The following is a 23,406-nucleotide window of genomic DNA, read 5'->3' on the forward strand; positions in this document are numbered from 1 at the left end:
CCTGCTCATGGGAGTACTCGCTTCGCTCCGTGCGCGCACGAGGCACAGGCCGCACTGTGTTGCATGGCTCGCTCGCTACGCTCGCTCACGCCGACTCCTGCCACGCCGTCTGCTGGGTGAGCCGGATCCCGAGCCAGCCCTCCAGCCCGACCGCGCCGTCGGCGGTGACGTCGAGGCCGCGCGAGCCGGTCCGTCGTACGACCCACTGCCGATCGAGCAGGGCCGCCGCCACCGCGGCGCCCACACCGCCGGAGACGTGCGGGCGGCGCTCGGTCCAGTCCGTGCAGGCGCGGACGACGGGCCGCGGCGCCGAGCCCAGCACCGCCAGCGAGACGTCCACCTCGGCGAGCACGCGCTCGGCACCCGTGCCGAGGGCGAGCGTCTCCGGGTGCAATGCGTCGCGGCGGACCAGACCGTCGGTCACCGCCACGCCCAGCACGCCGGCCAGGTGGTCGTAGCACATCCGGGCCCGGCGCAGCCGCCGCTTGCTGTTGGCTCCGCGCAGCGACGTCACCGGCGTCGCGGGCGCGAGCAGCTGCATCGTCTCGAGCATCTCGGCAACCTCGACGGACGCGAGCCGGTAGAGCCGCTGCCGCCCGGAGGCCGCCACCTCGACCAGGCCACCCTCGCGCAGGCGCTTGAGGTGGGCGCTGGTGAGGGACGGCGAGGCGTCGGCCGCGCGGGCGAGGTCGGAGGCGCTCGTGGCCCCGCCACCCAGGAGGCAGAGCAGGATCGCGGCGCGCACCCGGTCGCCGACGAGGGCTCCGACCGCTGCCAGGTCCGTGTCGCCGTTCATGGTCCGAACCTAGCCCCGCAACCCTTCAACCGGGATTGAAACGACCGTGGCCTACGGTCGACGGGTGACCTTCCGTCCCTGGCAACGCGTGTCCCTCGCCATGTTCGCCGTGGGCTGGGGTGCCAACCAGTTCTCGCCGATGCTGCTCGCCTACCGCGACGAGCTCGGCATGTCAGCCCAGGCCCGCGCGCTGCTCTTCGCGCTGTACGCCGTCGGCCTGATCCCCGCCCTGCTGATCGGTGGGTCGGCCTCGGACCGCTGGGGCCGGCGCGCGGTCGTCGTACCGTTCGTAGCCCTCTCCCCCGTGGCCACCGCGCTGCTGATGGTCTGGAGCGACTGGGTCCCCGGGCTGGCGGTGGCGCGGCTGCTGGCCGGGATCAGCTCGGGCGTCGTCTTCGGCGCCGCGAGCGCGTGGATGGCCGACCTGTCCGTCGACGACGCGCCCGGCACGGGCGCCCGACGGGCGGCGCTGTCGCTCTCCGCCGGCTTCGGCCTCGGCCCGCTCGTCGCAGGCGTGGTCGCCGAGCTCTCCGCACATCCGCTGGTCGTGCCCTACCTGCCGCACCTGGTGCTCGGGGTGGTCGCGCTGGTGGTGCTCCTCCCGGCTGCCGGTCCGGCTCCGGCCTCGGCGGTACGCCGGCCACTCGTCAGCCTCCCCGCCGTCACCCGCGGTCGGCGGTTCCTGCTGACCGTCGCACCGACGGCGCCCTGGGTCTTCGGCTGCGTCGCGATCTCCTTCGCCTACCTGCCGAGCGTCGTCGACGCACCCACCGAGGGCGCGCTCGCGTTCGCCGGGATCCTCACCGGCGTGGCCCTCGGGACCGGTGTCGCGGTGCAGCCCCTGGCGCGCCGGCTCGACGACCACCGGCCGCTGCTCGCGGGACGGGTCGGGATGGTCTGCGCGACGGTCGCGCTGCTCGTGGGGATCGCGGCGGTCACGGCCGACAGCCGGGTGCTGCTGCTGGTCGCCGCGCCGCTCTTCGGCGCCGGCTACGGCTGCGGCCTGGTCTCCGGGCTGCGGGAGGTCGAGCGCCTGGCGCCGCCCGACGAGCGCGGGGCCGTCGTCGCCGTGTTCTACGGGCTCACCTACCTCGGCTTCTTCGCGCCGTACCTGCTGGGCGCGGTCGCGGGCACCGGCCTCGGCGTGCGGGGCGCGCTCGGTGCCGCGATCGCCGTCGCCGTGGCCGGTCTCCTCGTCGTCAGCCTGGCCGGTCGTGACCAGCGACACAGCGTCGCCGGTGCCTCCCGGGGCTAGCCTGAGGAACGGTCCGTGGACTCCATCAGGGAGCTGCGAGATGACGTTGTCGGGAGTGAACATGTCTGAGGAGACGGCGCCGTACGGCACCGGTCCGGCGAAGCCGGAGAGAGCGGCCGCGATCAAGCGGATCCGCACCCACCACCTGCGCGAGATGAAGCAGCGCGGCGAGAAGTTCGCGATGCTCACGGCCTACGAGCAGTACGCCGCGCAGACCTTCGACGAGGCCGGCATCGAGGTGCTGCTCGTCGGTGACAGCGCCTCCAACAACGTCTTCGCCAACGAGACCTCGCTGCCCGTCACGGTCGACGAGCTGATCCCGCTGGTCCGCGCGGTCACCCGCTCGGCGCACCGCGCGCTCGTGGTCGCCGACCTGCCGTTCGGCTCCTACCAGGCCTCGCCCGAGCAGGCCTACCTGACCGCGGTGCGGTTCATGAAGGAGGCCAACGCGCACGCCGTGAAGCTCGAGGGCGGCGTCGAGATGGCTCCCCAGGTCCGCAAGCTCACCGAGGGCGGCATCCCGGTGATGGCGCACATCGGCTTCACCCCGCAGTCCGAGCACAACCTCGGCGGCTACCGGGTCCAGGGTCGCGGTGACGCGGCCAAGAAGGTCGTCGAGGAGGCCCAGGCGATGGAGGAGGCGGGTGCCTTCGCCGTCGTCATGGAGATGGTCCCCGGCGACGTCGCCGCCGAGGTCACCGCCGCCGTCGGCATCCCCACCATCGGCATCGGCGCCGGCCCAGGCTGCGACGGCCAGGTGCTCGTGTGGGGCGACGCGTTCGGCTTCCGCACCGGCAGGATGGCGCGCTTCGTCAAGCAGTACGCCGACGTGCACGGCGTCCTGCTCCAGGCGGCCCAGGACTACGCCGCCGACGTCAAGGCCGGCACCTTCCCGGGGCCCGAGCACACCTTTTAGCTCCGGTGGTTGAGGTGCGAGCGAAGCGAGCCTCGAAACCACCACACGCATGACACCTGTCATGGGGAGTCCGTGACGCTCGTGTGAGGCTCGCGGGGTCGTACGGCGGCAGGCTGGGGCCATGACCTCCAGCACCGCTCCCCTCACCTCGACCCGGACCGCCGCCGTACGGCTCTCCGGCGTCACCAAGGACTTCGGCCCCGTGCACGCCGTCCAGGGCATCGACCTCGAGCTCCAGCAGGGCGAGATCGTCGCCTTCCTCGGGCCGAACGGCGCGGGCAAGACCACGACCATCGACATGATCCTCGGGCTCTCGAAGCCCACGACCGGCACCGCCACGGTCCTCGGGCTCGAGCCGCGCGAGGCGATCGCCCGCGGGCTCGTGTCCGCGGTGATGCAGACCGGCGGGCTCCTCAAGGACCTCAGCGTCCGGGAGACCGTCCAGTACACCGCGAGCCTCTTCGCGAACACCCGCGACGTCGACGACGTGCTGGCCGACGCCGGCATCACCGAGATCGCGGACCGCAAGGTCGCGAAGTGCTCCGGCGGTGAGCAGCAGCGGCTCCGCTTCGCGATGGCGCTGCTCTCCGACCCGTCCCTGCTGCTGCTCGACGAGCCGACCACCGGCATGGACGTCGAGGGCCGCCGCGCCTTCTGGTCCGCGATCCGGCGCGACGCCGAGCAGGGCCGCACCGTCCTCTTCGCGACGCACTACCTCGAGGAGGCCGACCAGTACGCCGACCGCATCGTGCTGATCAGCCACGGCCGGATCGTCGCGGACGGCACCGGCGCCGAGATCAAGGCCCTCGCGAGCGGGCGCACCGTCCGCTTCACCCTGCCCGACCCGGACCCCGAGACCTTCGCCCGCATCGCCGGCGTCGACGGCGTCGAGGTCCGCGGCGACACCGTGATCCTCCATTCCAGCGACAGCGATGCCGTCGCCCGTCACCTGCTCACCACCACCGACGCCCGCGACCTCGAGATCAACGCCAAGGGACTCGAGGACGCCTTCATCAGCCTGACCGGAGATGCCTCATGAGCACGACCACCGTCGACCCCACCGCCCGCAAGGTCCCGCCGCTCGGCGGCTTCAACCTGACGATGCTCCGCATCGAGCTGATGCGGATGCTGCGCAACCGGCGCACCGTGATCTTCACCCTGGTGCTGCCGGCAGCGCTCTACTTCGCGATCACCGGCAGCGACAAGGACTGGGACAAGCCGGCCGGGTCGGGCAACCAGGCGGCGTACATCCTGATCTCGATGGCGCTGTACGGCGCCGCCCTCACCGCCGCCTCCTGCGGTTCCATGGTCGCGCTCGAGCGCGCTCTCGGCTGGTCGCGCCAGCTCCGGCTGACCCCGCTCAACCCGGTCTCGTACATCCTGGTCAAGGCACTGGTCGCCCTCACCATGGGTGCGTTCGCGATCGCCGTGGTCAACGCCTGCGGGATCTTCCAGGGACGCGCCGAGATGCCGACCGACGTCTGGGTCGTCTCCGCGGTCGTCACGCTCTTCTGCACCTTGACCTTCGCCGCACTCGGCGTCTTCGTCGGCTACGTCGTCCCGGGCGAGAACGCCATGCAGATCCTCGGTCCCGGCCTCGCCCTCCTGTCCTTCCTCGGCGGTGTCTTCTGGCCGCTGACCGAGGGCAGCGCCGTCTGGCACGTCGCCGTCTTCACCCCGATGTACGGCGTCGCCGAGGTCGCCCGGGCCCCGCTCACGCACGAGCTGCCCTGGTACGCCGCCGTCAACGCCGCTCTCTGGCTCGCCATCTTCGTCGGCGGCGCCGCCTGGCGGATGGGCAAGGACACGGCCCGCGTATGACTAGCCTGAGCGTCGTGAGCCAGGAGGAGTGCCCCGCGCCGGCCACCGGACCCTCGGTGCGGATGGCGCGGATGACGCCCCTCCTCTCCGGCATCTGGCTCTTCTTCCTGCTCGAGCCGATCGGCGAGGGCTGGCGCCACCGCGACGAGCTGAGCGGGGTCCTCGGGATCCTGTGCACGGTGCTGTTCGGCGCGGTCTACATGGCCCTGTGGCTGCGCAGCCGGGCCGACCGGCAGCGGCTGATGACGCAGCCGGCGCGGCGCGCCGCGGTGCTGTACGTCGGCTCGCTGGTCGTGCTCGGTGCGCTGATGACGGTCCTGCTCGGCGGCTACGGGCTGGCGAGCACGCCGTACATCGGCGTCGCCTGCGTGATGGTCTTCCCCTTCCGGGTGGCGGCGACGGCCGTGCTCGCGCTGATCGTCGTCGACGTGGTGCTCTTCGCGGTCAACGACTGGGGCAGCTCGACCGGGCTGGTGTTCGGGGTGGTCGCCGCCTCGGTGGCCGTCCTCGGCCTGCGGATGGTGATGAGCCGCAACATCGAGCTCCTCAGCGCGCAGCAGGAGAACGCCAGCCTCGCTGTCGAGAACGAGCGCACCCGCTTCGCCCGCGACCTGCACGACATCCTCGGCCACTCGCTGACGGTGATCACCGTGAAGGCCGAGCTCGCCCAGCGGCTCTTCGACGTCGACCCCGAGCGGGCCCGCACCGAGATCGCGGACCTGGAGCGGCTCAGCCGCGACGCGCTGGCCGACGTACGCCGTGCCGTGGAGGGCTACCGCGAGCTGACGCTGCCCGGTGAGCTGACCCGGGCCCGCAACGCGCTCGCGGCGGCAGAGATCGAGGCGCACCTGCCCAACTCCACCGACGAGGTGCCGACCGAGCTCCGGGAGCTCTTCGCCTGGACCGTCCGCGAGGGCGTGACCAACGTGATCCGCCACTCCGGTGCCCGCACCTGCGAGGTCCGGCTCACCCCGACCAGCGCCGAGGTGCGCGACGACGGGACCGGCAGCGACACCGTGCACCCCGGCGGCTCCGGCCTCGCGGGCCTGCGCGAACGTGCCGCCGGCGCCGGCGCCACCGTGGTCGTCCGGCACCTCTCCCCGGGCTTCTCGCTCGAGGTGGTGCGAGCGTGACCATCCGCCTCCTGCTCGCCGACGACCAGGCCCTCGTCCGCGGGGCGCTGTCCGCGCTGCTCAACCTGGAGCCCGACCTCGAGGTCGTCGCCGAGGTCGGCTCCGGCGACGCCGTGCTCCCGGCGGTGCTCGAGCACCGCCCCGACGTGGCCCTGCTCGACGTCGAGATGCCCGGGCTCGACGGCATCGCCGCGACCGCGGAGGTGCGCGCCGGCGCCCCCGGCACCCGGGTGCTGATCGTGACCACCTTCGGCCGGCCCGGCTACCTACGCCGCGCCCTCCAGGCCGGGGCCTCCGGCTTCGTCGTGAAGGACACCCCCGCCTCCCAGCTCGCCGACGCCGTACGCCGGGTGCACGCGGGCCTCCGCGTCGTCGACCCGTGCCTGGCCACCGACAGCCTGCTCGCCGGCGAGTCACCCCTGACCGCGCGCGAGACCGAGGTCCTCCAGGCCGCCCGCGACGGCTCCCCGGTCGCCGCGATCGCCGCCCGCCTCTTCCTGTCCGAGGGCACGGTCCGCAACCACCTGTCGTCGGCCATCGGCAAGACCGGCGCCGCCAACCGCGCCGAGGCGGTGCTGACCGCTGAGGGCAACGGCTGGCTCTGAGTCGCCTCGCCCGGACGTCATACGGACGGAGCATCCGCTTGCCCCGCCCGTATGACGTCCCGCGGACCGGCAATTGCCCACAGCGACTGACCTGACGGCGCTCTCCACAGGGGTCGCCACCGCGACCGCCACGGGCGGCCGGCAGCGGTGATCCTGCGGTCATGCCCCGACAGGTCACGTACGACGACGCTCGGTTCGTCACGGCCCGCGAGCTGGCCGCCGACCAGGGTGGCGTCCTGTCCCGCCGCCAGCTGTACGGCCTCGACATCACGCGGTGGGAGGTCCGCGGCCAGGTGCGGGCGCACCGGTGGCAGCTGATCGGCGACCAGTCGGTCCACCTCACCAACGGCCCGCTCTCCGAGGAGGGCGAACGGTGGGCGGCGGTCTTCCAGGGCGGCCCGCGAGCGTGTCTCGACGGTGGGTCGGCGCTGATCGCGGCGGGGCTGGAGCGCTACACCCTCGAGCGGGTCCGGGTGTCGGTCGCACGCGGCGCCCGGGTCCGTCGCAACCGTCGCTTCAACATCCGCCAGACCCGTCGGTGGGCGGAGAGCGACATCGTCCGCGTCGGGATCCCCCGGACCAGGACCGCGACCGCGGCGATCCGCGCGGCCCTGTGGGCGCGCACCGACCGGGAGGCGACGTACGTCCTGGTCCTCGCCGTGCAGCAACGCATCGCCTCCGCGCACGACATCGGCACCGAGCTGCTCCGGGTACGCCGCGACAAGCGCCGGGTGCTCCTCCACTCCGTGGTCAACGAGCTCCTGGACGGGGCACAGTCGCTGGGCGAGATCGACGTCGCCGTCCTGCTGCGGCGTCGCGGGCTCCCGGCACCCACCCGCCAGGCAGTGCGCAAGGACAGGCGGGGCCGGTACTACCTCGACCTCTCCTGGCCCGACTACCGGCTCGTCGTCGAGATCGACGGCATCCACCACGCGTGGGTGGAGAACGTGGTCGGCGATGCACTGCGGCACAACGCCATCGCCCTCGAGGGCGACACCGTGCTCCGAATCCCGCTGCTCGGCCTGCGACTGCAGCCGGACGCGTTCCTCGACCAGATCGAGGAGGGCCTGCGGGCGGGCGGCTGGGCGCTCGCGGCGTGATCTCATCTTCGCTGGGTACGGTGCCAGACATGCGCTCCCTCGTTCTCGGATCTGTCACGGCTCTCGGGCTCGCTCTCACGCTCACGAGCACGCCGGCGGTCGCCCAGCGGCCGGCCGACCACCAGGCCAGGAAGGCGGCGTACCCCGCCCTCAAGGTCACGCGCCTGGTGACCGGGCTCGACCACCCGTGGGACGTCAAGTCCCTCGGCGGCGGGCGTCTGATCTACACCCAGCGCGAACGGGCGACGCTGACGACCTGGGCCAAGGGGCACAAGCACCGGGTGAAGTTCCCGAGCAGCTCCGTGTGGGTGAGCGGTGAGACCGGGCTGATGGGGCTCGAGGTCGACCCCGACTACGCCACCAACCACCGCATCTACACCTGCCAGGGCGGCAACACGAGCGGCGGCCACGACGTCCGCGTCATCGCCTGGCGCCTCAACGCGAAGGCCACCAAGGCCACCCGCATCAAGCAGCTGGTGGGCGGCTTCCCGACGACGTCCGGTCGCCATGGCGGCTGCCGCCTGCTGATCGACGACGCGGGATCGCTCCTGGTCGGCACCGGCGACGCGGCCACCGGCACCAACCCCGAGGACACGACGTCGCTCGGTGGCAAGACGCTGCGGCTCAACCGGATGACCGGCGCCCCGTGGCCCAGCAACCCCTTCGTCGGCAGCAAGAACCGCAACAAGCGCTACGTCCACACCTACGGCCACCGCAACGTGCAGGGCCTCAGCCAGCGTGCCGACGGCTCGCTGTGGTCGATCGAGCAGGGCACCGACCGCGACGACGAGGTCAACCGCCTCCGCAACGGCGGCGACTACGGCTACAACCCGGTCCCGGGCTACAACGAGTCCGTCCCGATGACCGACCAGGGCCTGCCGGGCAAGCAGATCGGCGCCGCATGGCACTCGGGCTACCCGACCATCGCGACCTCCGGCGGCGGCTTCGTGTACGGCGCGGGCCTGGGCGCCTACAACGGCACCCTGGCGGTCGCCGCGCTGAAGGCCGAGCGGGTGCTCTTCCTGACCTTCTCGAAGGCGGGCAAGCTCCAGCGGGTCAAGGTGCCCGCGGCGCTGCGGCACTTCGGCCGGATCCGCACGGTCGTCGACGGGCCGGGGTCGACGTTCTTCGTCACCACCGACAACGGCGGCGGCAGCGACGCGATCCTGCGGGTGCGCCCGCGGCACTGATGGTCTGATCCATCGTCGTCCTTGGTCCGATATCGCTGCAGGCGCCCGGACGTGGCCGTTAGCGTGCGGCCATGTCACGCGACCGACGACTCCGGGGCTCGATCATCCTCCTCGCCTGCCTGAGCGCGGGACTGCTCGGGCTGAGCCCGGCGTCGGGTCCGGCGCTCGCCGCGTCGGAGCCGACCGGCCGGATCACGGGCACCGTGACGGGTCCGGGTGGCGTCCCGCTCGAGGGGGCCACGGTCTCGGCGTACCCGGTGCACTGCCCGAACGGCTGCGCCGGGTACACCGACTCGACGGACGCCGACGGCAGCTATGAGGTGGACCTGCCTGCCGGCGCCTACATCCTGCTGATCCAGCAGGGCTTCGGCTACCTCGCCGAGTACTACGACAACCAGCTCGAGCAGGAGGACGCCACCCAGGTCGTGGTGGCCGCCGGCGGCACCGTCACCGGTCGGAACGCTCAGCTGGAGCACGGCGGACACCTGACCGGCACGGTCACCGGGCGGGGCGGGCGTCCGGTGAAGGGCATCACGGTCACGGCCTACCGCAAGGCGCGGGGTTCGTGGCAGTACGTCGGCCAGGAGTCCACCGCCCGCAACGGCAGCTACCACGTCGACGACCTGCTGAGCGGCACCTACCGGCTCCGGTTCACCGACGACGCCGAGCCCGGCTACCTCCCGGAGTACTCCGACAGCGTCGTCCTGGACGAGGACGCGACCGTCACCGCGCTCGACGCGCGGCTGGCGTGGCCGCGCACCCTGCGCTCCGTCAAGGCGCCGAAGGTCACCGGGAAGCCGCAGGCGGGCGCGACGCTCACGCTCGTCCCCGGCACGTGGTCGCCGCGCAAGGTCAAGGTCGAGGTCCTCGGGTGGTACGCCGACGACCTCTACCACTGGCTCAACGGCCAGCACGCCAGGAAGATCCGGCTCGTCGGCCGGACCCTCGCCCAGGCTCGGGGCCACGTCCTGCTGGTCCGGTTCCAGGTGAGCGCCCCTGGCTACATCACCGTGGACAGGACGATCGGCGTGGGCAAGGTGACCGGCTGAACGCTGCCGCTTGGAGGCGTCAGGCAGGCTGAAGGCTCCTGACCCCCAGACCTGACGGAGCCCGCGGAGCCCACGGTGGACACGCAGACCCTGATCAACCTCTTCCTCGTCCTGGCGTTCGTCGTGGTCGGTGGCGTCTTCGCCGGCACCGAGATCGCCCTCGTCTCCCTCCGTGAGGGCCAGATCAGCGCGCTCTCCGAGCGTGGTCCGCGCGGCGCCCGCGTGGCGCGGGTGGCCCGCGACCCCAACCGATTCCTCGCGGCCGTGCAGATCGGTGTCACCGTCGCGGGCTTCTTCTCCGCGGCGTACGGCGCCTCGACGCTCGCGCCCGACTTCGCACCGGTCCTGGAGAACGCCGGCCTCAGCGAGACAGCGGCCGACACCGCCTCGCTGATCCTGCTCACGCTGCTGATCGCCTACCTGTCCCTCGTGCTCGGCGAGCTCGTCCCCAAGCGGCTCGCCCTGCAGCGGGCCGTCGGCGTCGCCTACGTCACCGGTGGTCCGCTCGACCGGTTCGCGGTGCTGATGCGCCCGGTGGTCTGGCTGCTGTCGATCTCGACCAACGGCATCGTCCGCCTCTTCGGAGGCGACCCCTCGGCGACCTCCGAGGAGCTGAGCGACGAGGAGCTGCGCTTCCTGGTCGACCAGCACGAGGGCCTCGCCGACGACGAGCGCAAGATCCTCACCGACGTCTTCGACGCCGGCGACCGGTCGCTCAGCGAGGTGATGCGACCTCGCCGCGACGTCGCCTTCCTGGCCGTCGAGTGCACCGTGGCGCAGGCCGTCGAGGCCGCGCTGTCCCATCCCTACTCGCGCTTCCCCGTCATCGGGACCAGCCAGGACGACGTCCTCGGCTTCCTGCACGTGCGCGACCTGCTCGGCGCGGACCCGCAGCGCCGCATCCGCGGCCTGACCCGCGAGATCCTGCACCTGCCCGCCACCAACCGGCTGCTCCCCTCGCTCGCCCGGATGCGCGACGAGGGCCGCCACATCGCCGTCGTCGTGGACGAGTACGGCGGCACCGACGGCATCGTCACCCTCGAGGACCTGGTCGAGGAGCTGGTCGGCGACATCCGCGACGAGTACGACGAGGCCGACCCCGTCACCGCACCCGACGTCGTCGACGCCCGCCTCACCATCGAGGAGTTCGCCCGCCTCACCGGCGTACCCCTCGACGACGGGCCCTACGAGACCGTCGCCGGCTACGTCATGCACGCCCTCGGCCGACTCGCCGAGGTCGGCGACACCGTGCTCGTCGGCGAGCACCAGCTCGTCGTCACCGAGGTCGACCGGCACCGGATCACCCAGGTCAGCGTGCGGCTGCTCGCCGGTTCCTCCGAAACGCCTCCGCCGGAGGACCCCCGCCCCTAGTCTCTCCCGGACCAGGGACGCGGCATCGGGCTGCGCCACTGCCACGGGGAGACACACATCTGCATGCGACGTGACCGCGCCGCCTACGTCCGACTGCCCGTCTTGCTGAGCGTCTTGCTCGTCGGATCGGGGCTACTCGTCCCGGCCTCGAGCGCGACGGTGAGCGCTCAGTTGCCGCAGGCATCGTCCATCGCTGGCGCATCACGACCGGAGGTCCACACCAGCGACCGCGAGAGGCACCTCGCCTCGCGCCCACCAGCCGTACACCTTCCAGGACGTCGTGCGGCGCCGCTCGCCGGGACGGACGAAGGTCGGATCACCGGCACGGTCACCGGCCCCGACGGCCGGCCGTTGCCCAAGATCAGTGTGATCGTCTACGCGTACGACGACACCGGCGTCTGGTACCCGTGGGACGAGGTATCGACGGGATCCTCCGGGCACTACGACCTCGGGCCCCTGGCAGCAGGGCCGTACCGACTGCAGTTCTTCGCCCCTCTCACCAACTACGTCGAGGAGTTCTGGCGCGACGCTGAGACGGTGGACTCGGCTGCGACGATCCGCGTCAAGCCTGACGTGGAGAGCGTCGCGGACGCGCAGCTCGCTCGCGGCGCAGCGATCCAGGGAGCGATCACCTCGGTCAACGGGGCGTCGACCGCAGGCATCGAGGTCCGCGCGTACTTCTGGAACACCCACACGAAGACTTGGGACTGGCGTTACTACGTCGCCAGTGACAGTCGCGGGCGCTACGACATGTCCGGTCTTCGGAGCGGCAAGTGGCGGATCGGCTTCGCCTACGAGGACGACACCTACTACGCCCAGTACTGGGACGGATCGCCGACCCTGGCGCGCGCCACGACCATCGCGACGGTGGCCGGCAAGAACTACCCGGGCCACGACGCGCGGCTGTCCGAACCCGCCGTCGCCAGTGGGACGGTCACCGACACCAACGGGGATCCCGCCGGGGACACGAACGTCTACGTCTACGCCTGGAGCGCCAGCGCGCAGCAGTGGTTCCTCTACAACAACGAGTACACGGAGCCCGACGGCAGCTACTGGACCGGCGGCCTCGAGCCCGGCTCCTACCTCCTCGAGTTCTCTGACAACGTGACCTTGGAGCGCGAGTACTGGGACGACGCCCTGACGTCGACGACGGCCGTGCAGCTTCGCGTCCACGACAACGACGAGATCACCGGCATCGACGTGCAGTTCTCGGACGGCTCCCTCCTCGACGTCGTCAACACCGGGCTGCCGACGACGACCGGCGTCGCTCGCGTCGGCCAGGCACTCGCAGCGACCTCTGGCACCTGGGGTCATGCCGGTGCACCCGCGGTGGCCTACCGGTGGTTCGCGGACGGCGTACCGGTGCCCGGGGCAACCTCGGCGACCTACGTTCCCGCGCCCAGCGATGTCGGCCAGGCACTCCAAGTGCAGGTGCGAGCCTCCAGTCCGGGCTACACCTCCACGACTGCCGCGTCATCGCCGCGCATCGTGGCCGCCGGCAGCCTCCGTGCGGTCACCAAGGCCAAGGTCGTCGGCAAGGCGAAGAAGAACGCCACGCTGCGGGTCTCCCCCGGTGCGTGGTCACCGTCGGAGGTCGCCGTGAGGTACCAGTGGTTCGCCGGCGCCAAGGCGATCCCGAAGGCAATCAGGCCGACGCTCAAGCTGGTCGGCACGACCCTCAGGACCGTGACCCGCAAGGCGATCTCGGTCGTGGCCACGGTGGCCGCGCCCGGCTACAACCCCGTCACCAGCCGGCTGAAGGTTGCGGGCAAGGTCAGGTAGCGAGCCCGACGAGCAGGATCGCGGCGACCCAGAGGAGCAGGGCGAGGACCGCGACCCCCGGCAGCCGGCGCGGGTGCGGCGTCCACCAGGCACAGGCGACGACGAGGAGCGCGACCCAGACGACGAGCAGACCGACCGCTGCCCACCACGGGACGACCAGCCCGCTCGCGGCGTAGAGGAAGAACGTGCAGGCCATCCCGGCCATGCCGATGAACGGCCAGGGCGAGGCCTTGGCGAGCGGTTCAGTCATTCCACTTCGGGTCGTTGTCCCACTCCTCGTTGCGCTGCTCGGCCTTGCCCAGCGCGCCCTCGGCCTCCTCGCGGGAGCCGAACGGCCCGAGCCGGTCGATCGGCGCACACATGTCCTCGCCCTGCTCGACGCGGTGGTGCTTCACGCAGAACCAGAAATCGCTCATGCCGGCAACGTACCCAGACCAGTCGCCGACGCAACGTTCCTGAAACACCAGGATGGGTAGGGTCCGCGCATGGAAACGCCCATGAGCACGCTGTTCGAGGGCTACTCGGGGACGCGCGCTGCGTACGACGAGATGTTCGACGCCGAGAAGCTGCGCCCGCCGTACGAACGCCTGCGCGACTCCCTCAACGACCTGACGATCCCCGACCTGGCCGCACGGGTCGAGGCCCTGCAGGCGAGCTATCTCGACCAGGGCGTGACCTTCGACATCGGCGGCGAGGAGCGCGCCTTCCCGCTCGACATCCTCCCGCGCGTGATCGAGATGGACACCTGGTCCACCATCGAGCGCGGCGTCCAGCAGCGGGTGGCGGCGCTGGAGGCGTTCCTCGCGGACGTGTACGACGCCGGGCAGGTCTTCTCCGACGGCGTGATCCCGCGCCGGGTGATCGTGACGTCGTCGCACTACCACCGCCAGGCCGCCGGCGTACGCCCGCCGAACGGGGTCCGCGTCCACGTCTCCGGCATCGACCTGGTGCGCGACGACGACGGGGAGTTCCGGGTGCTCGAGGACAACGTCCGAGTGCCGTCCGGGGTCTCCTACGTGATGACCAACCGACGGGCCATCTCGTCGGCCCTGCCCGAGCCGTTCGCCGAGCACCGGATCCGGCCGGTGGCGGGCTATCCCCAGCGCCTGTTGGCCGCGCTGCGCGCGGCCGCCCCCGCCGGCGTCGCCGACCCGACCGTGGTCGTGCTGACCCCCGGCGTCTACAACGGCGCCTACTTCGAGCACGCGCTGCTCGCCCGCACCATGGGTGTCGAGCTCGTCGAGGGCCGCGACCTGGAGTGCCGCCGCGGCCGGGTGATGATGCGGACCACCAAGGGCCTCGCACCGGTGCACGTGATCTACCGCCGCGTCGACGACGAGTTCATCGACCCGGTCCACTTCCGCGCCGACTCGATGCTCGGCTGCCCCGGCCTGATCGACTCCTCGCGCGCCGGCAACGTCACGATCGCCAACGCGATCGGCAACGGCGTCGCCGACGACAAGCTCGTCTACACCTACCTGCCCGACCTGATCCGCTACTACCTGAGCGAGGAGCCGGTCCTCAAGAACGTCGACACCTGGCGGGTCGGCGACGCCGAGGCCCGCGAGGAGGTGCTCGACCGCCTCGACGAGCTGGTCCTCAAGCCGGTCGACGGCAGCGGCGGCAAGGGCATCGTGATCGGCCCGCGCGCGACCGCCAACGAGCTGGTCGAGCTGCGCACCAAGATCCTCGCCGACCCGCGCTCCTGGATCGCCCAGCCCGTGGTGCAGCTGTCGACGGTCCCGACGTACGTCGACGGGCGGTTCGGGCCGCGCCACGTCGACCTGCGCCCGTTCGCGGTCAACGACGGCCAGCGCGTGTGGGTCCTGCCCGGCGGCCTGACCCGGGTCGCGCTCGCCGAGGGCGAGCTGATCGTGAACTCGTCACGGGGCGGCGGCTCCAAGGACACCTGGGTCCTGGCCGGCACCGGCCAGCCGGCGAGACCGCCCGAGCCCGTGCGGCCGGAGCCGGTCGCACCCGCACCGCAGTCCACCGGCCCGGCGATGTCGGAGCCGGGTGCCGACCAGGAGCCGCAACAGCAACAGCAGCAGCAACAGCAGGGGGTGGCCCGGTGCTGAGCCGGATCGCGGAGTCGATGTTCTGGATCGGCCGCTACGTCGAGCGGGCCGAGGACACCGCGCGCATCCTCGACGTGCAGACGCAGCTGATCCTCGAGGAGGCCGGCATCGACGAGCGCGAGACCTGCCGGATGCTGCTCCAGATCATGGGCGTCGAGATCGAGGACGACGACCCGGAGTTCCAGCAGGTCGACGTGACGACCGTGCTGCGCCACCTCGCCTACAGCCCCGACTCGTCCGTCTCGATCGCCACCGCCCTCGGGGCTGCCCGCGAGAGCGCCCGTCGGGCCCGCGAGACGCTGTCGGTCCCGATGTGGGAGGCGCTCAACACGACGTACCGCGCCATCCCTTCCGGCCAGTTCCGCTCGATGCGGCCGCCGATGGTCTTCCAGTGGGTGCGCGAGCGCGCGGCCCTGATCAACGGCACCGCGGACGCCACCATGACCCGCGACGAGGGCTGGCACTTCCTGATGCTCGGCCGCTGCATCGAGCGCGCCGACATGACCTCACGCCTGGTCGCGACCGCCGCGGTCTCGACCGGCTCGCCGTGGACGAGCACGCTGCGCGCGTGCGGCGCCTACGAGGCCTTCCTGCGCACCTACCGCGGCCTGGAGACCGACCGGGCGGCCGCGGAGTTCCTGCTGCTCGACCGGCTCTTCCCGAGGTCGGTGGTGTTCTCGCTCAACCGCGCCGAGCAGTGCGTCGACAACCTCGAGTCGTCGGGCCAGCGGGCCGGCTTCCAGAACGAGGGCCAGCGGCTGCTCGGCCGCACCCGCGCCGAGCTCGAGTACCGCTCACTGTCCGACGTGCTCGCTGACCTGCCCAACGAGATGGAGCGGCTCCAGCGCACCTGCGCGCTGGCCACCGACGCCATCACCCGCCGCTACTTCGCCCGAGCCGAGTCGCTCACCTGGCAGGGGGTCCTCTCATGAGCATGCAGCTGAGGGTCGTGCACAAGACGACGTTCGAGTACGACGGCCGCGCGGTCGCGTCGTACAACCAGGCCAGGATGACGCCACTGACGACGCCCGGCCAGATCGTGTCGCACAGCCGGCTCGAGGTCTCCCCCGCGCCGTGGACCTACGACTACCGCGACTACTTCGGCACCGCCGTGACCGCGTTCGAGGTGCTCGACCCGCACGAGTCGATGACGGTGACGGCGACCTCGACGGTGCACACCGACCGCGCGCCGGCCGGCATGCCGACGATCGGCTGGGAGCAGCTCGCCGACCCCGACGTCGCCGACGAGCACACCGAGTTCCTCGCCACCACGCCGGCCGTGGCGCTGCACCCCGAGCTCAGCGAGCGCGTGCAGCGGATCCGCGCCGACGCTGCGCTGCCCGGCGACGCCGCGCGCGAGGTGTGTGCCCTGGTCCACCGCGAGGTCGAGTACCGCGCCGGTGCGACGGACGTCCACACCCGGGCCGCCGACGCGTGGGAGCAGCGGGCCGGCGTGTGCCAGGACATGGCGCACCTGACGATCGGCGGGCTGCGCACGCTGGGCATCCCCGCGCGCTACGTCTCCGGCTACTTCCACCCGCAGAGCCGGCCGGCGGTCGGCGAGCAGGTGCCGGGCGAGTCCCACGCGTGGGTGGAGTGGTGGGACCACGGCTGGCACGCCTTCGACCCGACCAACGACTCCGAGCCGGGTGACCGCTACGTCGTGGTCGCCACCGGCCGTGAGTACGGCGACGTGAAGCCGCTCAGCGGCATCTTCTCCGGCGCGACCACCTCGGCGATGACGGTGGACGTGGCGCTCACCCGGCTGGCCTGACCCCGGGATGTAACGCCGCGGCACCCGCCCACGCTGTAGTGCGTAGCAGGGCGACGTCCGGCGCGCCCGGACGGGGAGAACCACATGTTGCGTCGTGTACTCATCGCTGTCGGCTGCGCTGCCCTGCTCGTCGGGTCGGTGTTCAGCCTGGTGACCGCGAAGGCCGACGTCCCACACGATCGCGCCAGCGCTCCCGTGATCAAGATCGGGAAGTTCCGCCACGACTTCTCCCCCAACGGCGACGGCTACCACGACCGCCTCGTGGTCCCGGTGACGCTGCGCAAGGCGTCGTACCTGCACGTGATGGTCACCGACCTCGACGCTGGTCTCAACGTCGTCTACAACAGGGTGCTGTGCCTCGGCCGGGCCGGCTGCCGGCTGAAGCCGGGCACCTACCGGGTCCCGGCCGCCGACATGTACCCGCTCAGCGCCTGGCGCCAGCGGCCCGGTGACTTCAAGCTCGTCTTCTGGGCCTCGGAGAGCCGCAAGGTCGACGCTCGCGACGTCAGCGCCGCGCGACGCGCCCGCACCGAGGTGACCCTCGTGCACGCCGTGCAGGGCCCGGAGCGGACTGTCCAGCGGTTCTTCTCGCCCAACGGCGACGGCCGCCAGGACGTCGCCCGCCTCGCCTTCACCCTCGAGCAGCCGTCCGTGGTCGAGGGCGTGGTGCGGGTCGACGAGGGCCACGGGGCGATCGTCGCCCGCCTGCCCCTCGGCCGGATGGGTGCCGGGCGCCACCTCTGGAACTGGACAGGGCTGGACGAGCACGGCGACCCGGTGGCCGAGGGCCGCTACGACCTCGCGATCTCCGCCACTCAGGTCGCCCGCCCGCGCCACACCGCGAGCAGCGGCTGGATCGGGGCCTGGATCCTGGACCGCACGCCGCCGGCCGCGCCGACGTCGGAGGCCACCCGTACGACGGTCTACCCGACCACCACCCTCTTCACCGACGAGGCCCGGTTCGAGTTCTCGAAGGACGTCCCCGTCGCTTCCCTGGACGCCACGGTGCTCCGGACGGACGGCACCCTCGTGCGCACGCTGGAGCCGAAGTCCATGCCGTGCGACTACGACTACGACCACGGCTTCGACGGCTTCGAGTGTGCGCTCGTGCGGTGGGACGGACGTGACGCTGCGGGCGTCGTACAGCCCGCCGGCTCCTACGTGCTGCACGCCGTCAGCTCCGACGCCGCGGGCAACCGGGCCGTCCAGGAGACCGCGCTCACCGTCTCCGGCGAGCCGCTCGTCGAGCACACCACGACCACGACACTGCCCACCGGGCAGCTGGGCGCGGGCACCAACGCGTGCTCGTACCCCCCGACGCCGCAGATCTGCCTCACCCACGGGCCGGTCGCCTCGGACCGCTTCCCCGGCGGCTGGTCCTACCGCTCTGAGGGCAGCGGCACCGCCCAGAGCGTCAACGCGGTCTACGGAGAGACCGGTCACGAGCAGTTCCGGGTGACCGTCACCGGCGGTCCGACCACCCCCGGCGACCCCGACACCGCCATGCTGAGCGGGACGCAGATGCAGGGCGACGGCAGCTTCATGTCGGGCTGGATCCCGATCACGATGTCCGATCTCCGCCTGAAGGCGTACGGCGCCTGGTCGGTGACGACGCAGGGCGGCAACGACTACGACACCGAGTCGGTCACCATCGAGCAGACCTACTTCGCCCCGGCGTCCTGAGGGTCACTCGCTCGTCACTCGTCCGTGGGCTTGAGCCGCTCCGCGACCCGGAGCACGGCCAGGCCGTGGTCCCAGTCGCCGCTCATGGCGGCCGCGAGCCGCAGGTGCGGCAGCGCCTCGGCGTGCCGTCCCTGGCGCTCCAGGCACCGGCCGAGCGCGTGCTGCGCCCAGTCGTCGGTGGGGTTGTCGGCCACGAGGCGCTCCAGGTCGGCCTCGGCGCGCTGGAGCTGCACCCGGATCAGGTAGGCCCAGGCGCGCAGGGTCAGCAGGCCGGCGTTGTCGGGGTCCGCCTCGAGCGCCGGCTCGAGGACCTCCAGGGCCTCCCGGGCGGCCCGACGCTCCAGGAGGTCGTACGCCGTACGGAAGGCCGACTCGGGTGCCGTCGTCTGTCCGGGGAACACGACCGGCGGCGTCGGCAGCATGTCGTCGTCCATGACTCCTGAACGTACCCTCAGGGCACCGGATTCCCAGGCGGATCGTCGTGCAGGATGCGTTGGAAGAGGATCGTGTCGCGCCACTCCTCGCGGATGTAGAGGAAGCGCTCGGCCACGCCGTACTCCTGGAAGCCGCTGCTCCTCAGCACTCCCTGCGAGGGCGTGTTCTCGACCAGCGTCCCGGCCTCCAGCCGGTGCAGCCCGAGCTTGGTCGCCTGCACCACCAGGTGCCCCACCCCCGCCTTCGCCAGCCCGCGCCCGAGGTGCTCGTGGTCGACCCAGTAGCCGATCGTCCCCGACTGCAGCACCGCCCGGACGATGTTGTTGAGCATCAACCGCCCGACCACCACGTCGCCGTGCCAGACCAGGTACATGTACGACCGGCCAGCCGCCGTCTCCCCCAGGTTCCGCGCGACCTCCGCCTCTTGGCCCTCGTCGGTGTAGAACGAGTCCGGCCGCCCCGGGTCCCACCGCGCCAGGTGCTCCTTGTTCTTCCGGAACGCCGCCGCCAGCGCCGCCCCGTCCCCCACCCGCAGCTCCCTGATCACATACCCGTCCACCACCGCTGCAGCGTAGCCACGGTGGTTGAGGTGCGAGCGAAACGGTCTCACCGGTGGTTGAGGTGCGAGCGAAGCGAGCCTCGAAACCACCACCCCGCAAACCTCCGGTGGTTGAGGAGGGCCGCCAGGCCCGTCTCGAAACCCCGGAAAGCCGACGCAAGGCCTGCACTCCCCTATCCTGACCCTGCGGACGGGCTGGCCGGGCGACCGCGTGGAGGCAACTCCCCGAGGAAGGTCCGGGCTCCACAGGGCGAGGTGGTGGGTAACACCCACCCGGGGCAACCTGCGGGACAGTGCCACAGAAAACAGACCGCCTCCCACCGCTTCGGCGGAGGGCGGTAAGGATGAAACGGCGGTGTAAGAGACCACCAGCGGCCGGGGCGACCCGGCCGGCTAGGCAAACCCCACCTGGAGCAAGATCAAGAAGTTCGGAGCCCTCGGGCCCCGGACGCGCGTACGTCTGAGGGCTGCCCGCCCGAGTACGCGGGTAGATCGCTGGAGGCGGCCGGCAACGGTCGTCGTAGATGGATGGTCGTCACGCTTCGGCGTACAGAACCCGGCCTACAGGCCAACCCGTCCGCAAAACACCGTCTGACCTGCGGAAACGCGATCACGACACCAATGCAGTCCGCAGATAGTCCGCAAGAAAAATACTCTTGCGCCTTCAACTACTCGCGCGATCTGTTCGAATACGTGCGGACCGCGGTGGTTGAGGTGCGAGCGAAGCGAGCCTCGAAACCACCACCGCGTACGTCTGTGGTCGCGCTCGTGACGAGCGCAATCTCGCTGGTCGAGTAGCCGTCGTGAGGAACGAGCGAGTCGTACCCCCTTCGTTGGTCGAGTAGCCGCGCGCGGCCGAGGAACGAGGTCGCGAGCGGCGTATCGAGGCCCCCGCAGCCATACCGCGGACAGCAACCACCGCCGATCGCTAAGGTCCGACCGTGTCCGCCGACGACAAGCAGATGAAGCTCCGGTACGCCGGCACCTGCCGCCTCTGCAACGCCGAGCTCGCGGCCCGAGCCGATGCGATCTACGAGCGCTCGACGAAGACCGTCCGCTGCCTCACCTGCTCCCCCGATCCGGCGGTTGAGGTGCGAGCGGAGCGAGCCTCGAAACCACCATCACAAATCGAGCACGTCCCGGTGGTCGAGCTTGTCGAGACCCCAGAAGCCGTGCACTCCGGCAACCCCGGCGCCTCAGCCCGCCGCGAATACAATCGCCGCCAGGCCAACCGCGAGACACGCATCCGCGGGAAGTACGGCAAGCTCGGCGGGCTCGTCCTTGCCATGAGCGACGACCCGCAGTCCACGAGAGCTTGGAACCAAGGCGCCAACGGCGAGGAGAATCTCGGTCAAGGTCTTAACAAGCTCGCCTCGCACAAGGTGCGCATCCTCCACGACCGCCGTATCCCCGGCACTCGCGCCAACATCGATCACATCGCCGTCACGCCGACCGGCATCTACGTCATCGACGCCAAGAAGTACAAGGGCCGGCCGTCACTCAAGCTCGAAGGCGGAATCCTCCGCCCACGCGTCGAGAAGCTCCTGGTCGGCACCCGCGACCACACCAAGCTCGTCGACGGGGTCCTCAAGCAGGTCGAGGTCGTCCAAGGCATCGTCGGCGACGCCATCCCCATCACGGGCGTCCTCTGCTTCGTCGAGGCTGACTGGCCGCTCATCTGCGGCGACTTCGTCACCCGCGACGTAAAGGTCTCCTTTGGCCCAGGAAGCTCTACCCGCGGCTCACCGTCAAGGGCTCCGCTTCAGGAGTCGACAATCTGCATCGCAAGTTGGCATCAGCACTGCCGCCTGCGTGATCGCCGAGTCGCTGGTCTGCTGCACACCGCCACCATTGCGCACCCCAGGCAGCTCCCGCTACGTGCAGATCGGGGCCTCACGGAGCGCGCCCGCCGCATTCGACGATCAGACAACCAATCGGGAGACGCGGAGTCCGGCGAGCGCTAGCCTCCAAGCCTGCGTCCGGTAGGCAGCCGGGGCCGACCGCCGGAGAGAGTTCGGAACTATGGCCACGAACAGTCCGTTAATTGTCCGCATGGCAGCTGAGGACCCTGCCGAGCGCGAGTTTCTGTCACAAGAGCTCGTCAACCGCGGACTCATCCCGCATGACAACACGGTGGACTATCTACTCAGCACGGTTCGAGCGGGCGCGATGACCGCCGAGTATTTGATCGCATCCGCCTCGCGAAGGCCCGACAGCGAACCTGCGTTCTTCATGGGCTCAATCATGAATTGGCTATGGGGCGCGGCGGAGCCGGAAGCCGTCAGTCGGTCCGAAGTGCTTACATGGCTCAATCACTCCGTTCTCACTCTGGCAGCGTTCAGTCCGAGCGCCGCGCAGTTGGCGGACGGCGCTGTCGAACGTATGGGCTCCGTGGCCTTCCTTGACTTGCTTGTACCTGACCGTTCCGATCCATCGATTCGGCGGGTTCAGGAACTCGCGGCTGCCGGCCGACGTATCGCCGCGCGCAGCCAGTACAACGCAGTTCGTGAAGCGCGCCGGGCTCGAAACCCTTGGCGCGGAATCGAGGAACTGAACGGTTTCGAGACGATCGCGGGCGACGCTGCGCTGCTGTCGCTAGTCGGGGCCAACATCGACCTCAGCCAACTCGATCGTGTCCTGCGATCTGACCTATACGAGCTTGCTGAGCAGTGGTCGCTGATCAACGCGGACGCGGAGGCGGCGCCGTCGGGGAGCTACGACCGATCGATCGTCGCGGTCGGTCCAACGGCAACGAGCCTGATGGTGACGTTCGAGGATGCGGAGGAACTTCGGGAGAACGACAGACGCGGGCAGATGCTCGTGTGGTTCGGGACGGATCGCGCGCCTCTAGTTCGCGATCATCTCGTCACCGGCTTCAAGAACGACGCGTCGTCTCCGCGAGAGGTCCACTACGGTCGGTGTCTTGTCTCCGTGCCCAAAGCACATCGCTTCGGCGAGGTGGTTACTCCGTGGTGGCGGCGGGTCGCTCGTCGGTCCAACGACGGAACCCTCAAACTTCGTGCGATCGAGAACTTCGATGGTCCGGCCCCCTTCGCCGCCAGCATCAACGACGCCCTGCAGGATGATCTAACGGATGAGCATTCGGCTCTCATCTACATTCACGGCTACAACACCAGTTTCGAGGCTGCAGCCGTCCGTGCGGCGCAACTCGGGTTCGATTTGAACGTCGACGGAATCACGGGCTTCTTCAGTTGGCCGTCGGCAGCGAAGGCGCGTATGTATCCTCGTGACGCCGACAACGTCGCGGCCAGCGAGCCACCGTTCTCGGAGTTCCTCAATACGCTCACGTCGCAGACGGCCATCACTCGCTTGAACCTCATTGTCCACTCAATGGGCAACCGGCTCGTGGCTGAGGCGCTTCACGCAGTGGAGCCGTCCCTTGCGACGAAAGGGGTAAAGCTCGGCGCGATCGTCCTCGCCGCACCTGACATCAATGTCGACCGGTTCAGGCAACTCGCTGCGGTCTACCCGCTCGTCGCCGCGAGCACAACCATGTACGTTTCCGAACGGGATCGAGCGCTCGGCGCCTCTAACTTCATCTGGGACTCTCCCCGCGCCGGACTAACACCTCCGATCACCGTGGTGCCGGGCATCGACACCATCGAGGTCACAGATATCGATGTCTCCCGTCTAGGCCACGGCTACTACGCCGCTGCACACCCTGTGCTCTACGACATCCGCGAAATTCTGCGCGGAAACGCCGAACCCCACACGCGGGTTAGGCTACGCGAACTGCGAGACAAACTCGGCCCGTATTGGCAACTGACACCGTGATTGTCTACGCGAGCGCGGGGGTCTGCTACACGAGGCGGTGTCATCGACCTAGCCCATTTCGCCG

22 protein-coding genes and 1 other RNA gene are annotated in these 23,406 nt (G+C 70.6%); 18 read left to right on the forward strand and 5 right to left on the reverse strand.

From position 1 onward, the window contains the following. Positions 1–85: 85 nt before the first annotated feature. Positions 86–796, reverse strand: a complete 711-nt coding sequence (locus tag ACFPYL_RS19015) for an ArsR/SmtB family transcription factor (RefSeq protein ID WP_379157913.1) — start codon at positions 794–796, stop codon at positions 86–88. A gap of 64 nt (positions 797–860) precedes the next feature. Between ACFPYL_RS19015 and ACFPYL_RS19020 the strand changes: the two genes are divergently transcribed. From ACFPYL_RS19020 to ACFPYL_RS19070, 11 genes are all read left to right on the forward strand, one after another. After that, on the forward strand, positions 861–2,051 hold the full coding sequence (locus ACFPYL_RS19020; protein ID WP_379157916.1) for an MFS transporter: 1,191 nt from the start codon (positions 861–863) through the stop codon (positions 2,049–2,051). 61 nt (positions 2,052–2,112) lie between these two features. After that, positions 2,113–2,967 (forward strand): 3-methyl-2-oxobutanoate hydroxymethyltransferase, encoded by an 855-nt coding sequence (panB, locus tag ACFPYL_RS19025; RefSeq protein WP_379157919.1) that lies wholly within the window; start codon positions 2,113–2,115, stop codon positions 2,965–2,967. A 121-nt stretch (positions 2,968–3,088) separates the two neighbouring features. Continuing rightward, entirely contained in the window at positions 3,089–4,006 is a 918-nt protein-coding gene (locus ACFPYL_RS19030) for an ABC transporter ATP-binding protein (RefSeq protein ID WP_379157922.1), read from the forward strand. Then, complete coding sequence (locus ACFPYL_RS19035) at positions 4,003–4,788, forward strand: ABC transporter permease (protein WP_379157925.1); 786 nt, start codon at positions 4,003–4,005, stop codon at positions 4,786–4,788. The genes ACFPYL_RS19030 and ACFPYL_RS19035 overlap by 4 nt, the downstream gene beginning before the upstream one ends. A 14-nt stretch (positions 4,789–4,802) precedes the next feature. Next, on the forward strand, positions 4,803–5,921 hold the full coding sequence (locus ACFPYL_RS19040; protein ID WP_379157928.1) for a sensor histidine kinase: 1,119 nt from the start codon (positions 4,803–4,805) through the stop codon (positions 5,919–5,921). After that, positions 5,918–6,526 carry a response regulator gene (locus ACFPYL_RS19045; RefSeq protein WP_379157931.1) on the forward strand — a complete coding sequence of 203 codons (609 nt, stop codon included), beginning with the start codon at positions 5,918–5,920 and terminating at the stop codon, positions 6,524–6,526. The genes ACFPYL_RS19040 and ACFPYL_RS19045 overlap by 4 nt, the downstream gene beginning before the upstream one ends. A 161-nt stretch (positions 6,527–6,687) precedes the next feature. Beyond that, positions 6,688–7,626 (forward strand): endonuclease domain-containing protein, encoded by a 939-nt coding sequence (locus tag ACFPYL_RS19050; protein WP_379157934.1) that lies wholly within the window; start codon positions 6,688–6,690, stop codon positions 7,624–7,626. A gap of 29 nt (positions 7,627–7,655) precedes the next feature. Beyond that, positions 7,656–8,816, forward strand: coding sequence for a PQQ-dependent sugar dehydrogenase (locus tag ACFPYL_RS19055; RefSeq protein WP_379157937.1), 1,161 nt, complete (start codon positions 7,656–7,658; stop codon positions 8,814–8,816). 71 nt (positions 8,817–8,887) lie between these two features. Further along, entirely contained in the window at positions 8,888–9,865 is a 978-nt protein-coding gene (locus ACFPYL_RS19060; protein ID WP_379157940.1) for an MSCRAMM family protein, read from the forward strand. 75 nt (positions 9,866–9,940) lie between these two features. Then, positions 9,941–11,236 carry a hemolysin family protein gene (locus ACFPYL_RS19065; RefSeq protein WP_379157943.1) on the forward strand — a complete coding sequence of 432 codons (1,296 nt, stop codon included), beginning with the start codon at positions 9,941–9,943 and terminating at the stop codon, positions 11,234–11,236. Positions 11,237–11,299: 63 nt separating this feature from the next. Beyond that, positions 11,300–13,018 (forward strand): carboxypeptidase regulatory-like domain-containing protein, encoded by a 1,719-nt coding sequence (locus ACFPYL_RS19070; protein WP_379157945.1) that lies wholly within the window; start codon positions 11,300–11,302, stop codon positions 13,016–13,018. On the opposite strand, the gene ACFPYL_RS19075 is transcribed toward ACFPYL_RS19070, so the two are convergent. Next, positions 13,011–13,268, reverse strand: a complete 258-nt coding sequence (locus ACFPYL_RS19075) for a hypothetical protein (RefSeq protein ID WP_379157947.1) — start codon at positions 13,266–13,268, stop codon at positions 13,011–13,013. The two genes, ACFPYL_RS19070 and ACFPYL_RS19075, sit on opposite strands and share 8 nt — an antisense overlap. After that, the gene (locus tag ACFPYL_RS19080) at positions 13,261–13,434 is read right to left on the reverse strand and encodes a hypothetical protein (RefSeq protein WP_379157949.1); all 174 of its coding nucleotides are present in this window, start codon (positions 13,432–13,434) and stop codon (positions 13,261–13,263) included. The genes ACFPYL_RS19075 and ACFPYL_RS19080 overlap by 8 nt, the downstream gene beginning before the upstream one ends. A gap of 81 nt (positions 13,435–13,515) precedes the next feature. On the opposite strand from ACFPYL_RS19080, the gene ACFPYL_RS19085 reads away from it, so the two are divergent. The 4 genes from ACFPYL_RS19085 (at position 13,516) to ACFPYL_RS19100 (ending at position 18,553) form a co-directional block, all read left to right on the forward strand. Next, entirely contained in the window at positions 13,516–15,096 is a 1,581-nt protein-coding gene (locus tag ACFPYL_RS19085; protein WP_379157952.1) for a circularly permuted type 2 ATP-grasp protein, read from the forward strand. Further along, positions 15,090–16,028 (forward strand): alpha-E domain-containing protein, encoded by a 939-nt coding sequence (locus tag ACFPYL_RS19090; RefSeq protein WP_379157955.1) that lies wholly within the window; start codon positions 15,090–15,092, stop codon positions 16,026–16,028. Before ACFPYL_RS19085 ends, ACFPYL_RS19090 begins: the two co-directional genes overlap by 7 nt. After that, the gene (locus ACFPYL_RS19095; protein ID WP_379157958.1) at positions 16,025–16,870 is read left to right on the forward strand and encodes a transglutaminase family protein; all 846 of its coding nucleotides are present in this window, start codon (positions 16,025–16,027) and stop codon (positions 16,868–16,870) included. The genes ACFPYL_RS19090 and ACFPYL_RS19095 overlap by 4 nt, the downstream gene beginning before the upstream one ends. 84 nt (positions 16,871–16,954) lie before the next feature. Continuing rightward, positions 16,955–18,553, forward strand: coding sequence for a FlgD immunoglobulin-like domain containing protein (locus ACFPYL_RS19100; RefSeq protein WP_379157961.1), 1,599 nt, complete (start codon positions 16,955–16,957; stop codon positions 18,551–18,553). Positions 18,554–18,567: 14 nt separating this feature from the next. Here ACFPYL_RS19100 and ACFPYL_RS19105 read toward each other — a convergent pair whose 3' ends face one another. Further along, positions 18,568–18,987: a tetratricopeptide repeat protein gene (locus tag ACFPYL_RS19105; RefSeq protein WP_379157964.1), complete on the reverse strand. Its 420-nt coding sequence runs from the start codon at positions 18,985–18,987 to the stop codon at positions 18,568–18,570. Between the two features lie 17 nt (positions 18,988–19,004). Beyond that, positions 19,005–19,550 carry a GNAT family N-acetyltransferase gene (locus tag ACFPYL_RS19110; RefSeq protein WP_379157967.1) on the reverse strand — a complete coding sequence of 182 codons (546 nt, stop codon included), beginning with the start codon at positions 19,548–19,550 and terminating at the stop codon, positions 19,005–19,007. Between the two features lie 188 nt (positions 19,551–19,738). On the opposite strand from ACFPYL_RS19110, the gene rnpB reads away from it, so the two are divergent. The 3 genes from rnpB to ACFPYL_RS19125 all read left to right on the forward strand — a co-directional run bounded on the left by rnpB (position 19,739) and on the right by ACFPYL_RS19125 (position 23,342). Then, an RNA gene (gene rnpB / locus ACFPYL_RS19115) (RNase P RNA component class A) lies at positions 19,739–20,127 on the forward strand. Between the two features lie 361 nt (positions 20,128–20,488). Next, entirely contained in the window at positions 20,489–21,511 is a 1,023-nt protein-coding gene (locus ACFPYL_RS19120; RefSeq protein ID WP_379157970.1) for a nuclease-related domain-containing protein, read from the forward strand. An 88-nt stretch (positions 21,512–21,599) separates the two neighbouring features. Beyond that, a complete protein-coding gene (locus tag ACFPYL_RS19125) occupies positions 21,600–23,342 on the forward strand; it encodes an alpha/beta hydrolase (protein WP_379157973.1) in 1,743 nt (580 codons plus the stop codon). The last annotated feature ends 64 nt before the right edge of the window (positions 23,343–23,406 follow it).

This window comes from Nocardioides hankookensis (assembly GCF_042658885.1).
Taxonomy (GTDB): Bacteria; Actinomycetota; Actinomycetes; order Propionibacteriales; family Nocardioidaceae; genus Nocardioides; species Nocardioides hankookensis.